Raw genomic sequence first — 13,275 nt, forward strand, 5'->3', positions numbered from 1 at the left:
CTCCGGCACGAGCCACTACCCGCGCTCACCCCGGAGGTCGGCGCGAGCCTGACGCAACGCTTCGCGGTAGGACTCCGCCTTCTGGTCGTAGAGCCCCGCAGGCGAGGCCTCCCCTACGAGGTCGCTCAGCGAGGCACGCCGCTCCCCGCGTTTCCGCTGCTGATAGGACACGACGTCTTGGAGCCGGATGCGTCGGTGCCGACCACCGGTCGTCCTCTCGTACGGCAACGCGCCCTCCTCGAGCAGCCTCACCAGCGTGGGACGACTGATGCCGAGGAAGTTCGCCGCCTCCTGTGTCGTGAGCAGCTGGTCGACGGGTGCCACCGTGATGGCCTTGCCCACCCGCATCGCCTCGACGACGTCCCGCAGGACGTTGAAAGCCTCTGGCGGCAGGGGGACCTTCTGCCCATCAGGGCCGACCAGGGCGGCCGGCTGCGTCAGGCCGTCGAGGAACCTGCCGACGTCGAGCATCTCCTCGAGGTCCGTCGGCGGCAGCACCGTGTGCTTGTCATTCACCGTCGCAGTCATGGAACAAGACTACCCGCGAAAACGAAAAATTCGCAGTTTCCTCTCGCGTCCGCTTCCCCGCTCCGGGGCGCTGCGTCAACCGCGCGCGTAGGCGAGCGACTCCTCGATGATCCCGACGACGACGGCCAGCTCTGCCTCGTCCCGCGGACCGTAGAGCATCCACTCCGTGCCGAAGTCCGCGTAGCCATGCGGTTCGAGCCATCCGAGCTCGGCCAGACGGACGCCGCGCTCGGGCGCCAGGACGAGGTGCACTGACGTGTCGTCCACCCCATGCAGGTGCACCGGCTCCCAGCGCCGGCCTGGTGAGAGGTTGACCTCCGGGGTGCGCTCCTCCGGCCGGCCTGTCAGGTGGACGGCGCGCGACGTTGCTGGCGAGACGGTGCTGTGGCCCTCCTCGACGCCGTCGAGGGCGAACACCGCAGCGACCAGACGGCCCCACAGCTCCGGCGATGATCGCTGATCAAGCTGTCGGTGGGGCCCCTCGGTCGACGTCGCGGGACGACCGCCCGGCCGGGGATCGTCAGCGGTGAGCCGGACACGGGGGCTCGCATCAGGATCCATGCAGACGATCCAGACGGGGCCCCGCCGGCCAGGCAAGGCCACCAGGCCCCCTCACTCCCCGCCCAGCTCCTCCCGGAGGAGCCGGGCACCGGCCACGAGCGCCGCCGTCTTGTCCCGCGCCACCGAGCGAGCCAGCGGCGCCATGCCGCAGTTGGTGCTCGCGATCAGCTTGTCCGCGTCCACGAACTCGAGGGTCTCCCGGAGGGTCGCCGCGACCTCCTCGGGCGTCTCGATCTCGTCGCTCGCCACGTCGATCGCGCCGACCATCACCTTCTTGCCGCGCAGCAGGCCGATGAGCTCCGCCGGCACCCGGGAGTGGTGCCGCTCCAGGGCGATCGTGTCGATCGTGGACTCGCGCAGCAGGGGGAACGACGTCTCGTACTGGCGCCACTCCTCCCCGAGCGTGGCCTTCCAGTCGTTGTTCGCCTTGATCCCGTAGCCGTAGCAGATGTGCACGGCCGTCTCACACGTCAGGCCCTCGGCCGCACGCTCGAGCGTCGCCACGCCCCAGTCGCGGACGTCGTCGAAGAACACGTTGAACGCGGGCTCGTCGAACTGCACGACGTCGACGCCCACCGCCGCCAGCTCCCGCGCCTCCTCGTTGAGGATGCGCGCGAACTCCCACGCGAGCTTCTCGCGGCTGCCGTAGTGGCGGTCGGCGAGGGTGTCGATCATGGTCATCGGCCCGGGCAGGGTCCACTTGATGGGCCGGTCCGTCCGCGCGCGCAGGGCCTTCGCGTCGTCCACGAACACCGGCGCCGGTCGGCCCACCTCCCCGACGACGGTCGGCACGCTCGCGTCGTACCGGTCGCGGATCCGCACCGTCTCACGCCGGTCGAAGTCCACGCCGCCGAGGTGCTCGATGAACGTGGTGACGAAGTGCTGGCGGGTCTGCTCGCCGTCGCAGACGATGTCGACGCCCGCGCGCTCCTGGTCGGCCACGGCGAGGGCGAGCGCGTCGAGCTGGCCCTCGCGCAGCTGCTCCCCCTCGAGCTTCCAGGGCGACCAGAGCGTCTCCTCCTCGGCGAGCCAGCCGGGCTTCGGCAGGCTGCCGACGAGGGCGGTGGGGATCAGGGTGGTCATCGGGTCTCCTCGGTGTCTCGTGCGGCGTGGGCGGCGGCCCAGCGCTCCAGCAGGTCGCGGTGCGGGCCCACGAAGTGCTCCTGCGTGTACTCCCCCTGCTCCCGGCCGAGGCGGGCCCGCTCCTCGCGGTCGTAGGCGATCCGGGTCTGCGAGAAGTCGCCGTGGTCCAGGCGCGGCCGGTACACCTCGCCGGCCCCGGCGTTCGCGTTGTAGATCTCCGGCCGGTAGATCCGCTGGAAGGTCTCCATGGTGGCGATCAGCCCGGCCAGGGAGAGGTTCGCGTGGTCGTTGAGCAGGTCGCCCCGCGAGTAGAACGCCAGCGGCGCCACGGCCCCGCGCGGCAGGAAGCACCGGATCCCCAGGCCCATCCGGCCGAAGTAGCGGTCCGTGCGGGAGGCTTCGTCCTGGCGGTATTCGACCCCGAGCACCGGGTGCTCGTTCGTCAGCCGCCGGTAGGTGCGGCTCGTGGACACGCTGATGCAGATCACGGGCGGCTGCGGGAACCGATCCCGGTACGCCTGCGAGTCGAGCAGGTGCCGGAACAGCCGCCCGTGCAGGTCGCCGAAGCCGTCGGGCTCCTCGGTCCCCGGCGACGTCGCCGCGTGCGCGGGCAGCACCACGGAGAAGTCGTGGTCGCGGACGTAGGAGGAGAAGTTGTTCCCCACACTGCGGCCGAGCACGGCGCCCGTCGCGCGCTCGACCACCCGCACGTCGAGCATCTCCATGAGCGGGAAGTCGACGTCTGCGCCGTCGTCGGCGGTGAAGTGCACGTCGATCGAGACGATCTCGATCCGTGCCGTGTAGCGGTCCCGCTCCGGGTTGTCCCAGGGGGCGAGGTCGTTGAGGCGCCCGTCGATCATGGCCAGGGCGGCGCGCAGGTTCTCCCGCCGGTCCGCGCCGCGGGCGAGGTTCGCGAAGTTCGTGGTGGCGCGCGTGCTGGCGGCGGGCGTGTAGTCCTCGTCGAACGGCGTGGTGTGGATGCTGAACGTCAGGTCGTCCACGCGGGTGGGCACGGTGCTCGGGACAAGGGTGGCGTGGCTCATCGGGTCCTCTCCGGAGTGCGGGCGCGGGTGGTGCGGTGGTGGGCGGGACGGGGCACCGTGGACGACGACGGCGCCCCGCGGCCGGCGGCGACGCGTGCGGCGCACTCGAGGCCCGCCTCGAGGTCCGCCTGCAGGTCGGCCACGTCCTCGATGCCGACGGAGAGCCGGACCAGGTCCGTGGGGACGGCCAGGGGCGTGCCCCGCACGGAGGCGTGGGTCATCTCGGAGGAGTAGCAGAGCAGCGATTCGACCCCACCGAGGCTGACCGAGAGCGCGAACAGCTCGGTGGCCTCGGCGAACGCGCGGGCCGCGGCCTCTCCCCCGGCCAGCCGGATGGAGACGATGCCGCCGAAGCCGTCCATCTGCCGCGCGGCGAGCGCGTGGCCCGGGTGGTCGGGCAGCCCGGGGTAGAAGACCTGGGCGACCTCGGGGCGGCCCTGCAGCCAGCCCGCGAGCGCGGCGGCGTTGGCGCCGTGCCGGTCCATGCGCAGGCCGAGCGTCTTGAGGCCGCGGGCGGCGAGGTAGGAGTCCTGCGGGCCGGCGACCGCGCCGGCGGCGAACTGCTGGTAGGCCACGGCCTCGGCCAGCGCCCGGCCGCGGAACTCGCGGTCGGCCACCACCACGGCGCCGCCGAGCACGTCCGAGTGCCCGCCGATGTACTTGGTGGTGGAGTGCACCACCACGTCCGCGCCGAGGTCGAGGGGCCGCTGGAGGTAGGGCGAGGCGAACGTGTTGTCCACGACCAGCAGCGCGCCGGCGTCGTGGGCGATCTGCGCCCAGGCGGCCAGGTCCGCGATGCCGAGCAGCGGGTTGGAGGGCGTCTCCACCCACAGCAGCGCGGTGCGGCCGGGGCGGACGGCCGCGGCGACCGCCGTCGGGTCGGTGATGTCCACGGGGGTGTTGGACACGCCCCACGGCTCGAGGACGGTGGTGATGAGGCGGTGGGTGCCGCCGTAGCCGTCGCCGCCCAGCACGATGTGGTCGCCGGGGCGCAGCACGGCCCGCAGGAGGGCGTCCTCGGCGGCGAGCCCGGAGGCGAACGCGAACGCCCGGTCGCCGTGCTCGAGGGCGGCGAGCTGGGTCTCGAAGCCGTTCCGGGTCGGGTTGGAGCCGCGGCTGTACTCGTGCCCGGCGCGCAGCACGTTGATGCCGTCCTGCACGAAGGTGCTGGTCTGGTAGATCGGCGGCACCACGGCGCCGGTCAGCGGGTCGGGCTCCTGGCCGGCGTGCACGGCGGTGGTGGTGAAGCCGCGGACGGCGGGACGGGAGACGGAGCGGGTGGTGTGGTGGACGGCGGTCATCTCAGCGCACCTCCTGGGTGACGGCGGCGGTCTCGGGGACGGCGGGCGTGGCGGCGGGGACGGCCGGCCCGGCGGCGGACACCACGGCCAGGGCACGGTCCAGGTCCGCGATCAGGTCGTCGGGACACTCCAGCCCGATGGAGAGCCGGACGGTGGTCTCGGCGATCCCGGCGGCCTCGCGCTGCTGCCGCGTCAGGCGGCAGTGCGTCATGGTCGCCGGGTGGGAGACGAGGGACCGGGCGTCGCCGACGTTGACCACCAGCTGGAACAGCTCGAGCGCGTCGAGGAACGGGGCCACGGCCTCGGGGCCGCAGGCCAGGTCGAAGGAGAACACCGAGCCGACGCCGTCCGGGAAGTCACGGGCGGCCAGCGCCGCGCTGGGATGCCCGGCCACGCCGGGGTGGTGCACCCGCGCGACGGCGGGGTGCCCGGCCAGGTGTTCGGCCACGGCCAGCGCGGTGGCGGTGTGGCGGGCCACGCGCAGGTCGAGCGTCTCGAGCCCCTGGATGAACTGCGCCGCGCTCGCGGGGGCGAGGGTGGGGCCGAGGTCGTGCAGGAACTTGCTGCGGGCCAGCGTCAGGTAGGCGCCGCGGCCGTGCCGCTCCACCAGCGTCTGCCCGCCGTAGCGGGCCTTGGGCCGGGCCAGCTGCGGCCACCGGTCCGGCACCGCGCCGTAGTCGAACGTGCCGCCGTCCACGATCGCGCCGCCGAGCACCGCGCCGTGCCCGCCGAGGAACTTGGTGGCCGAGTGCACGACGACGTCGGCGCCGTGCTCCAGCGGCCGGTAGAGGGCCGGCGTCGCGAGGGTGCTGTCCACCACCACGGGCACGCCGGCCGCGTGGGCGAGGTCCGCGAGCGCGGGCAGGTCCGGGAGGGTGGCGAGCGGGTTGGTGATGGCCTCGAGGAAGAACGCGCGGGTGTCGGGCCGGACCGCGGCGGCCCACGCGGGCGGGTCCGCCGGGTCCGCGAAGGTGACCTCGATGCCGAAGTCCGCGAACGTGTCCGTCAGCAGGTCGACGGTGCCGCCGTAGAGCTGGCTGGAGGCGACCAGGTGCTTGCCGCCCTGCAGCAGCGCCAGCAGGGACAGCGCGACGGCGGCCTGGCCGGTGGCCGTGGCGATCGCGCCGATGCCGCCCTCCAGCGCGGCGAGGCGGTTCTCGAACACCGCGACGGTCGGGTTGCCCGTGCGGCTGTAGGTGAAGCCGGGGGTCTCGAGCCGGAACATCGATGCCGCTGTGGCGTGGTCCGGGAAACGGAACGCCGTGGTCTGGTGGATGGGCGGGACGACCGGCCGGTGGGGCGCGGCGGGCTCGTAGCCGGCGTGGACTTGCTGTGTGGCATGACGGGGCATCTGCTCTCCTCCATCGGTCCTGGCGGTAGCACCGGGCCTGCCGTTCCCGGGGGTCCGAGTCCGGCGGGCGGGTTGCTGCGGCGTCGTCGAGCCAGATCTCTCGGCCGCTCTGGATGGGTGGTGAGCCCATCCCACGCGGTGGGCCGCCGAGAGTCCAGCGGGCGGCCGGCTCGCGCGTCATATGAGCCGCCCCCGCGCCATCCAGGACCGGCCGGAGCCTCTCCGGGGCGCGGCGGGCCGAGGCAGACCCGTGTGACGGACTGGCGTGGAGAGGGAGGTGTGTCAGACTCCCGGGCATGACACAGAGCACACCGGGCGGACCGGCCACGGACCTGCCCGACTTCCGGCCCTCGGGCAACCAGGGCGTGGACCCGGCGCTGTACGAGATCGAGAACGCGGCCATGGACCGTGAGGGCGCCCTCTGGGCGGCGCTGCAGGAGGCGGCGCCTTGGGCCGGGCGGACGCTGCTCGACCTCGGTGCGGGCACCGGCTTCTGGCTGCCCCGCTACGCCGACGCGGCCGAGACGATCGCCGTCGAGCCGGACGTGCGCCTGCTGGGGGCCGCCCGCGCCCGCCCCGGCGGGGCGCGCGTGCTCTACGGCTCGGCCGAGCAGATCCCGCTGCCGGAGGCGAGCGTCGACGTCGTGCACGCCCGGTTCGCGTACTTCTTCCCGCACCCGCGCTGGGACGTCCGACCCGGCCTGGACGAGGTCACCCGGGTGCTGCGGCCCGGCGGCGCGCTCGTGGTGATCGACAACGACACCGAGCGCGGCCAGTTCGCCGAGCTGCTGCGGGCGAGCACGAACGCGGCGGCGCAGGGCCAGGACACGTACGCGCGCGAGTGGTGGGCCGGCATCGGGGCCGAGACCCGTGAGGTCATGAGCTCGTGGACCTTCGACTCCCGCGCCGACCTCGAGGCCGTCCTGCGGCTGGAGTTCGAGCGAGGGGTCGCCGACGCGTGGCTCGCCGAGCACCCCGCAACGACGTCGCTGAGCTACGGCTACCTGCTCCACGTGTGGCGGTGAGCACGGACCCGCGTCGTCAGACGCCTGCCCCCCCGCACCCCTGACGCTGAGACGCCCCCGCCGCCGGAAGGACGGGCGCGGTGGCTGGTCGCCTCCAACGCCCTCGACGCGGGTGGCCGGTCCGCCACGGACGTCGCCCTGGACGTCCTGGCGGTGCTCCTGCTCGGCGTGGGCGCCGACGGCATGGGCGTGCTGATGACGCTCTCCGGGTTGGGATTCCTCCTGCTCGGCGTGCCCATCGGCATCGTGGTGGACCGGCACCTCAGCCCGCAGCTGCTCGCGGCCACCGGCCTCGCCAAGGCGGCGGTGCTCGGCTCGCTCGTCGTGGCGTGGGCGTTCGACGCGCTCACGTTCGGTCACCTCGCCGCCGTCATGGCCCTGCTGGGCGTGCTCACGGTGCTGGCCGAGACCACCCAGACCGCGCTCGTGCCGCGCGTCGTGCCGGCCACCGCCGTCGCCCGCCTGACGGCGCGGCTCGAGTCCGCCGACGCCGCCCTCGTGTTGATCGTGCCCGCCGCGGCGGGCGTCCTCGTCGGGTCGCTGGGCGCGGGACCCGTGCTCGGCATCGCGACGGCGTTCCTCTTCGCGGCGGCGATCGTCGCACTCCGGGTACGGCTGCAGCCCTCCGCCGCGGCGGACATTCCGGACGACGACGGGGACCCCGGCGTCGCGGACGTCCTCTCCCGCTGGGCCCGGTTCGGGAAGGACGCCGCGGAGGGGTGGACGGTCCTGCGGCGCACCCCGGTCCTGTGGCTGCTGACGATGGGGTCGGTGGCCGCCAATGTGGGCATGGCCCTCTTCGCCCCGGTCGAGGCGGTCTGGATCCTGACCGACCTGCGGCTCGGGCCGGAGTTCCTGGGCGTCCAGATCACCGCGGGCGCGGTCGGGGCACTGGCGGCCTCGTCCCTGGCGGGCCGGGCCATCGACCGCCTGGGCGAGCGCCGGTGCATCCTCCTCGGCTCGGTCGGCTGCGCCGTGGCCGTGGGGCTGCACCTGCTGGCCTACGTCGACCGCGCTCATGCCGGGCCGTGGCTGCTGGCCGGCGCGGCCCTCTGGGGGTTCATGGTCCTGCTCGGGAACATCACCCAGGCCGCCGTGACCGCCCGCGCCTGCCCCGAGGGCACGCTCGGGCGGGTCACCGCGATGCGCCGCACCCTCACCCGGGGCTCCGTGCCGCTGGCGACCCTCGCGGGAGGTGCGCTCGGGGCGACGCTCGGGGTCGGCTGGGCGCTCGCGGGGTGGCAGGTCCTGGCGGTGGTCTCGCTGGCCGCCGTCGTGCCGGCCGCGCGGTGGGTGGATGCGGGGCGCGACGACGTCGACTGAGGCCGAGACGCTGACGCGGACGCCGAGGTCGCTTAATGTGTGGCCATGGTCAGCCGCCCCGTGCTCCAGCAGCCGGTGATCGACGCCGTCGACATCCGTTCCGTCGCGGAGTTCTACCGCGAGCTCCTCGGCCTCCACTACCGCGCGGGCGACGAGCTCGCGGACGGCCGCGAGCCGGACAGCGCGGACTGGCTCGTGCTGCTGGACGACGACGGCCGCCGCGTCCTGACATTCCAGCGCACCGAGGAACTGAAGCCCAGCACGTGGCCGTCACCCGAGGTGCCGATGCAGCTGCACCTGGATTTCACCGTGCCGGACCGCGATTCCCTCGACGCGGCCCACGGCCACGCCCTGCGCCTGGGCGGGCGCCTCGTCCTGGACCGCTCCGACGACGAGGACGAGCCCCTGTACGTGTTCGCGGACCCGGCCGGCCACCCCTTCTGCGTCTTCGTAGGGTGAGCGCGGCAGACCGCGGCACGGCTCAGTGCCGTCGGTAAGGTCGTCGGGTGATCCCGCAACCCACCGATCGACTCACGTTCCGGTGCATGACCGACGCTGACCTCGACGACATGTGCCGGCTCCTCGGAGACGCGGAGGTCATGCGCTACTACCCGCGAGCCAAGTCGCGCAACGAGGTGCAGCGGTGGATCAACTGGTCGAAGGACAACTACGCCACGCATGGGTTCGGCCTGTGGGTCATCGAACACCGAACCACCGGCGACTTCATCGGTGACTGCGGCCTGACCTGGCAGAACGTCGACGGCCAAGAGGTCCTCGAGGTCGGCTACCACGTCCTGCCAGAACGTCAGGGACAAGGACTGGCAACCGAGGGGGCCTCTGCCTGCCTGCGATACGGGTTCGAGACACTCGACGCAACGATGGTCACCGCGATCATCAACCCCGACAACATGGCTTCCCGTCGCGTGGCCGAACGAATCGGCATGACCGTGTGGAAGAGCACGCGTGATCCCAGCGGAGCGCCGATCGTGGTCTACAGCAGCCACGGCCACGAGGCATGACGAACTGAACTGCCGCCATGGGTGCGTGCCCATTGAGAAGACACGCCCTGCGTCCAGCCGGCCAGGCGCTTCTGCGTGTTCGTGGGGTGAGCGGGCCGGGCCACGCCACGGCTCAGCGGTGACGGCGCCGGCTCAGCCCTCGAGCCGCTGGTCGAACTCCTCGTGGTCCAGCTGGCGGTGCATGCGGTCATCTTCAAGATACGGTGCCGTCCATGCATCCGGACCCGGCCGAGGCCATGCTGCGCGTCGCCCGGGCGCGCCCCGGCGGGGGCCGCGTCGAGTGGCGGCGGGGCACCGCGGAGCTGATCGAGCCGGCGTCGGCGGACCTGGCGGTGGGCCGCGTCTGGAGCGACTGGCACGGCCGCCCATTCGACGCGGCGGAGCACCCGTTGATGATCATCGAGGCCTGTCCACAGGGGGCCTGACCCGTCCACCCGTCATGGCAGGATGACGCATGCCACACGTGATGTGAGGGGGAACCATGACGGACACGACCACGGCCCGCCCCATGCGGCCGACCCACCACGACGACGACCCGCCCGTCCGCGGGATCGGCCACCTCCGACACCCGGTGGTGTCGGGCGGGCTGATCGGGGTGGTCGGCGGCGGCGCCTTCCTGTTCGGCGGGATCGCGGGGCTGCCAGCAGAGCACCAGGGCACGCTGCGGGGCGTCGCCATCTCGCTCATCAGCTTCACCCTGGTGGTGGTGCTGCTGCGCCGGCGGATGCTGCCCACCGTGCCGACGCCCGCCCGCGGCGCGTCTACGGGATCGCCGTCGTCGCGATGCTGGCGCTCCTCCCCGTGACGCACGTGGTGGCACTCGCGCTCGACGCACCGACGGCGCAGATCGCCCTGGTGGCCGCCGTGGTGGGCGGCCACTTCCTCCCATTCGCCCGGGCATTCCAGGCCCCGGTGTTCTGGTGGATCGGCGGGGCGATGGCCATGCTGGGGCTCGCCGGTGCCGTACTCGCGGCTCTCGGCGATCCCGTGGCCGGGCCCGCGGGGGCGGCCGCAGCGGGAACTGCGATGCTCGTGATCGTCGCGGCACAGGGGCTGCTGGCGTCCCCTCGGCAGGACTGAGGGCCGGACCATGAACATGCTTCAGGCCATCCGCCGCTACTACGCCGGCTACGCGCAGTTCAGCGGGCGCGCCTCCCGCGCCGACTTCTGGCTCGCGGCGCTCTACGTCTGGCTCCTGCAGGCCGTCGTTCACTTCGTGTCCACCGTCCTGGACGTGTTCCTCCTCGGCTCCCCGGACCTGTCCCTCCGCGACGCGGCCGTCCTCCTGGTGGGGATCACGCACGCACTCCCCTCGCTCGCCCTGCTCGCCCGGCGCCTCCACGACGCCGGCTTCAGCCGCGCGTGGCTGTTCCTCGGGCTGGTGCCGTTCGTCGGCCCGCTCACACTCCTCGTGTTCGCGCTCCAGCCGTCCACCCCGCGCCTCGGACACCCCGCCGCTGCGTCGGACCCGGTTCCGGCGGGGGCCACGGCCGCGCGGCGCTGACCCCCGCAGCCGTGTCCGGCCCGATCAGTGATCGTGGTCGGCGTGCTCGTCATGGCCGGACTCGGCGTCAGCGGCCTCCTCGGGCTTCACGGACTCCGGCTGGCCGGTGACCACGGCCATCTCGACCGGGGCGAACTCCAGGTCCTTCTCCAGGACGGTCTCACCGGTCTCCAGGTCGACGGCCACGAGCTCTTGGGCCTCCGCGTCGGTGACGTAGGCGGTGTTCCCGGCCACCTTCAGGATCGGGCCGGGCTCCTGCCACTCGTCCTTCTCCTTCCACGGCTCGATCACCGGGTACTCGGCGGTGACCTCACCGGTCTCCTCGTCGATCACGTTGACCTCGCCGTCGTAGGTCAGCACGACCGCGGAGCCGTCCTCGGCGCGGCCGAGCGAGCGGAACCAGTAGGACGAGCCGAGGTCCACGGTGGTGAGCTCATCGGTGCGGGTGTCGATGAGGGCGATCGCCGTGGGCCGCTCGACGGCTTCCTTCGGCTCCTCCTCGACCTTGTGATCACCCAGGACGATGGGTGAGTCATGCAACCCGAACAGGTTCCCGGAGCGCTGGTACTCGGTCTCGACGTCCACCTTGAAGCGCCCTGGGTTTCGTTCCGATCCAACTGAAGGAGAATCGGAACATGCCCAAGAAGTTCAGCCCCGAGCTGCGTGAGCGCGCGATCAGGATGGTCCTGGAACGCCAAGCCACGCAGGGAGGGCCTCGTTCGCATTCCATCCGAGCCATCGCCCCGCAGGTCGGAGTCGGTGAAGAGACGCTGCGGATGTGGTGCCATCGCCACGGCCACGAGGTAGCACCAGTGCCTGCTGGCGAGAGTCCGGCCGAGGAGATTCGCCGGCTCAAGCGTGAGCTTGCCGAGGCCCGGCGGGCGAACGAGATCCTCAAGGCCGCCTCGGCTTTTTTCGCCAGGGAACTCGACCGCCCCACGACGAGATGATCGCGTTCATCGACGAACACCGCGATCGTTTCGGGGTCGAGGCCATCTGCCGCACCCTTAGTGCGACAGCGTGTGGGTTCATCACCGGTGGATTCAATCGGTCGTCGCAACACCCTCTCGGAATCACTGGAGGTATGGGCGATGGCAAGCAAGGACTGGGCGAGGAAGATCAGTGACGTGCCCGAGGGGACACGTCGGCAGTGGAGAGCGGATCGGGCCTTGCGGGCCCCGATGCGCTCTCCTGGCAGGCCGCAGCCCTCACGGGAGGTCCAACGCCAGTTCTGGCGTGTAATCGCCACCGGTGTCACCACGGTCGAGGCATCCCTGACTGTGGGCGTGTCCTGGCCCGTCGGGGCGCGCTGGTTCCGTCACGCTGGCGGGATGACCCCGCTGTCCTTAGCCGAGCCCACCGGCCGGTATCTGTCCTTCGCTGAGCGTGAAGAGATCGCAATCCTCCATGCCCAGGGCCAGGGGGTCCGTCAGATCGCACGCACGCTGGGACGTGACCCGGGCACGATCAGCCGTGAGCTGCGCCGTAACTGCGCCACTCGTTCCGGGAAGCAGGAGTACCGGGCCACGGTGGCGCAGTGGAAGGCCCAGGAAGCTGCCAGGCGGCCCAAGCCGGCGAAGCTGGCCACGAACCAGCGACTGCACGACTACGTCCAGGCACGCCTGAACGGGGTGGTCCTGGGCCCCGATGGCGTGGCCGTGCCGGGACCGGTCGGGCCCGGTTTCAAGGGGCGGAAGATGAAACCGCGCCGGGCGGACCGGCGGTGGTCCACGGCGTGGAGCCCTGAGCAGATCAGCCACCGGCTGCGCCTGGAGTTCCCGGATGATGTGTCCATGCGGATCTCTCATGAAGCGATCTATCAGTCCCTGTTCATCCAGGGGCGTGGGGCGCTCAAGCGTGAACTCGTCGCGTGCCTGCGTACCGGGCGGGCTCTGCGCGAGCCGCGGGCACGTACCCGGAACAAGCCCCAGGGCCACGTCACCGAGGACGTGGTGTTCAGCAAGCGCCCACCCGAGGCCGCTGATCGTGCTGTGCCCGGGCACTGGGAAGGGGACCTGATCATCGGGACCGAGCGTTCAGCGATCGGGACTCTGGCCGAGCGCAAGAGCCGGGCCACGATCCTGGTCCACTTGCCCCGCCTGGAGGGATGGGGTGAGCGGCCGCCGGTGAAGAACGGGCCGTCGCTGGGTGGGTACGGGGCTGAGGCGATGACCGCGGCCCTGATCAAGGCGATGGCGACGGTGCCGCAGCAGCTGCGTCAGAGCTTGACGTGGGATCGGGGCAAGGAGCTGGCCGGGCATGTCCAGTTCACGATGGCCACGGGCACGAAGGTGTTCTTCGCTGACCCCCACTCGCCGTGGCAGCGGCCGACGAACGAGAACACGAACGGGGTGCTGCGGCAGTACTTCCCCAAGGGCACGGACCTGTCGAGATGGTCGGCCGAGGACCTCGCAGCAGTCGCGTACACGCTGAACAACAGGCCCAGGAAGGTCCTGGACTGGAAGACTCCCGCGGAGGTCTTCGCCGAGCAGCTACGCTCGCTCTCAACGCACGGTGTTGCAACGACCGGTTGAACC

16 protein-coding genes and 2 pseudogenes are annotated in these 13,275 nt (G+C 72.1%); 11 read left to right on the plus strand and 7 right to left on the minus strand.

The window, feature by feature from the left end:
- Positions 1–15: 15 nt before the first annotated feature.
- From MLUT_RS21840 to MLUT_RS21865, 6 genes are all read right to left on the minus strand, one after another.
- Positions 16–528: a helix-turn-helix domain-containing protein gene (locus tag MLUT_RS21840; protein WP_012751105.1), complete on the minus strand. Its 513-nt coding sequence runs from the start codon at positions 526–528 to the stop codon at positions 16–18.
- A 75-nt stretch (positions 529–603) separates the two neighbouring features.
- Positions 604–945: a luciferase domain-containing protein gene (locus MLUT_RS21845; protein ID WP_010080039.1), complete on the minus strand. Its 342-nt coding sequence runs from the start codon at positions 943–945 to the stop codon at positions 604–606.
- Positions 946–1,140: 195 nt separating this feature from the next.
- Positions 1,141–2,172, minus strand: coding sequence for a methionine synthase (locus MLUT_RS21850; protein WP_010080038.1), 1,032 nt, complete (start codon positions 2,170–2,172; stop codon positions 1,141–1,143).
- Positions 2,169–3,215, minus strand: a complete 1,047-nt coding sequence (locus tag MLUT_RS21855; protein ID WP_012751106.1) for a DUF1852 domain-containing protein — start codon at positions 3,213–3,215, stop codon at positions 2,169–2,171. The genes MLUT_RS21850 and MLUT_RS21855 overlap by 4 nt, the downstream gene beginning before the upstream one ends.
- Complete coding sequence (locus MLUT_RS21860; protein WP_010080036.1) at positions 3,212–4,516, minus strand: cystathionine gamma-synthase; 1,305 nt, start codon at positions 4,514–4,516, stop codon at positions 3,212–3,214. Before MLUT_RS21860 ends, MLUT_RS21855 begins: the two co-directional genes overlap by 4 nt.
- Position 4,517: 1 nt before the next feature.
- Complete coding sequence (locus MLUT_RS21865) at positions 4,518–5,867, minus strand: O-acetylhomoserine aminocarboxypropyltransferase/cysteine synthase family protein (RefSeq protein WP_010080035.1); 1,350 nt, start codon at positions 5,865–5,867, stop codon at positions 4,518–4,520.
- A 296-nt stretch (positions 5,868–6,163) separates the two neighbouring features.
- On the opposite strand from MLUT_RS21865, the gene MLUT_RS21870 reads away from it, so the two are divergent.
- From MLUT_RS21870 to MLUT_RS21905, 8 genes are all read left to right on the plus strand, one after another.
- Complete coding sequence (locus tag MLUT_RS21870) at positions 6,164–6,892, plus strand: class I SAM-dependent methyltransferase (protein ID WP_010080034.1); 729 nt, start codon at positions 6,164–6,166, stop codon at positions 6,890–6,892.
- A gap of 84 nt (positions 6,893–6,976) precedes the next feature.
- A complete protein-coding gene (locus tag MLUT_RS21875) occupies positions 6,977–8,215 on the plus strand; it encodes an MFS transporter (RefSeq protein ID WP_256868217.1) in 1,239 nt (412 codons plus the stop codon).
- Between the two features lie 45 nt (positions 8,216–8,260).
- Positions 8,261–8,674 (plus strand): VOC family protein, encoded by a 414-nt coding sequence (locus MLUT_RS21880; RefSeq protein ID WP_010080032.1) that lies wholly within the window; start codon positions 8,261–8,263, stop codon positions 8,672–8,674.
- A gap of 47 nt (positions 8,675–8,721) precedes the next feature.
- The gene (locus MLUT_RS21885) at positions 8,722–9,234 is read left to right on the plus strand and encodes a GNAT family N-acetyltransferase (protein ID WP_012751107.1); all 513 of its coding nucleotides are present in this window, start codon (positions 8,722–8,724) and stop codon (positions 9,232–9,234) included.
- Positions 9,235–9,446: 212 nt separating this feature from the next.
- Positions 9,447–9,659, plus strand: coding sequence for a hypothetical protein (locus tag MLUT_RS21890; RefSeq protein ID WP_010080030.1), 213 nt, complete (start codon positions 9,447–9,449; stop codon positions 9,657–9,659).
- 56 nt (positions 9,660–9,715) lie between these two features.
- Positions 9,716–10,039 carry a hypothetical protein gene (locus tag MLUT_RS21895; protein ID WP_010080029.1) on the plus strand — a complete coding sequence of 108 codons (324 nt, stop codon included), beginning with the start codon at positions 9,716–9,718 and terminating at the stop codon, positions 10,037–10,039.
- Positions 10,018–10,314, plus strand: coding sequence for a DUF7010 family protein (locus MLUT_RS21900; protein WP_010080028.1), 297 nt, complete (start codon positions 10,018–10,020; stop codon positions 10,312–10,314). The genes MLUT_RS21895 and MLUT_RS21900 overlap by 22 nt, the downstream gene beginning before the upstream one ends.
- 10 nt (positions 10,315–10,324) lie before the next feature.
- A complete protein-coding gene (locus tag MLUT_RS21905; protein ID WP_010080027.1) occupies positions 10,325–10,738 on the plus strand; it encodes a DUF805 domain-containing protein in 414 nt (137 codons plus the stop codon).
- A 24-nt stretch (positions 10,739–10,762) separates the two neighbouring features.
- Here the strand turns inward: MLUT_RS21905 and MLUT_RS21910 are convergent, their stop codons facing one another.
- Complete coding sequence (locus tag MLUT_RS21910; protein WP_010080026.1) at positions 10,763–11,323, minus strand: YncE family protein; 561 nt, start codon at positions 11,321–11,323, stop codon at positions 10,763–10,765.
- A 95-nt stretch (positions 11,324–11,418) separates the two neighbouring features.
- Between MLUT_RS21910 and MLUT_RS24315 the strand changes: the two are divergent.
- From MLUT_RS24315 to MLUT_RS21920, 3 genes and pseudogenes are all read left to right on the plus strand, one after another.
- Positions 11,419–11,547, plus strand: a pseudogene (locus MLUT_RS24315) (hypothetical protein); the annotation flags it as partial.
- Between the two features lie 42 nt (positions 11,548–11,589).
- Positions 11,590–11,747, plus strand: a pseudogene (locus MLUT_RS24320) (IS3-like element IS3501 family transposase); the annotation flags it as partial.
- Between the two features lie 82 nt (positions 11,748–11,829).
- Positions 11,830–13,272 (plus strand): IS30 family transposase, encoded by a 1,443-nt coding sequence (locus MLUT_RS21920; RefSeq protein ID WP_010080024.1) that lies wholly within the window; start codon positions 11,830–11,832, stop codon positions 13,270–13,272.
- The last annotated feature ends 3 nt before the right edge of the window (positions 13,273–13,275 follow it).

This window comes from Micrococcus luteus NCTC 2665 (genome assembly GCF_000023205.1).
GTDB classification, from domain to species: Bacteria; Actinomycetota; Actinomycetes; order Actinomycetales; family Micrococcaceae; genus Micrococcus; species Micrococcus luteus.

What these genes read in the sequence shown, in the direction of transcription:
- MLUT_RS21880 (WP_010080032.1), top strand. Translation starts at nt 8,261, where the DNA reads ATGGTCAGCCGCCCCGTGCTCCAGCAGCCGGTGATCGACGCCGTCGAC.
- MLUT_RS21890 (WP_010080030.1), top strand. Translation starts at nt 9,447, where the DNA reads ATGCATCCGGACCCGGCCGAGGCCATGCTGCGCGTCGCCCGGGCGCGC.
- MLUT_RS21895 (WP_010080029.1), top strand. Translation starts at nt 9,716, where the DNA reads ATGACGGACACGACCACGGCCCGCCCCATGCGGCCGACCCACCACGAC.
- MLUT_RS21855 (WP_012751106.1), bottom strand. Translation starts at nt 3,215, where the DNA reads ATGAGCCACGCCACCCTTGTCCCGAGCACCGTGCCCACCCGCGTGGAC.
- MLUT_RS21860 (WP_010080036.1), bottom strand. Translation starts at nt 4,516, where the DNA reads ATGACCGCCGTCCACCACACCACCCGCTCCGTCTCCCGTCCCGCCGTC.
- MLUT_RS21920 (WP_010080024.1), top strand. Translation starts at nt 11,830, where the DNA reads ATGGCAAGCAAGGACTGGGCGAGGAAGATCAGTGACGTGCCCGAGGGG.
- MLUT_RS21905 (WP_010080027.1), top strand. Translation starts at nt 10,325, where the DNA reads ATGAACATGCTTCAGGCCATCCGCCGCTACTACGCCGGCTACGCGCAG.
- MLUT_RS21840 (WP_012751105.1), bottom strand. Translation starts at nt 528, where the DNA reads ATGACTGCGACGGTGAATGACAAGCACACGGTGCTGCCGCCGACGGAC.
- MLUT_RS21870 (WP_010080034.1), top strand. Translation starts at nt 6,164, where the DNA reads ATGACACAGAGCACACCGGGCGGACCGGCCACGGACCTGCCCGACTTC.
- MLUT_RS21900 (WP_010080028.1), top strand. Translation starts at nt 10,018, where the DNA reads ATGCTGGCGCTCCTCCCCGTGACGCACGTGGTGGCACTCGCGCTCGAC.
- MLUT_RS21850 (WP_010080038.1), bottom strand. Translation starts at nt 2,172, where the DNA reads ATGACCACCCTGATCCCCACCGCCCTCGTCGGCAGCCTGCCGAAGCCC.
- MLUT_RS21865 (WP_010080035.1), bottom strand. Translation starts at nt 5,867, where the DNA reads ATGCCCCGTCATGCCACACAGCAAGTCCACGCCGGCTACGAGCCCGCC.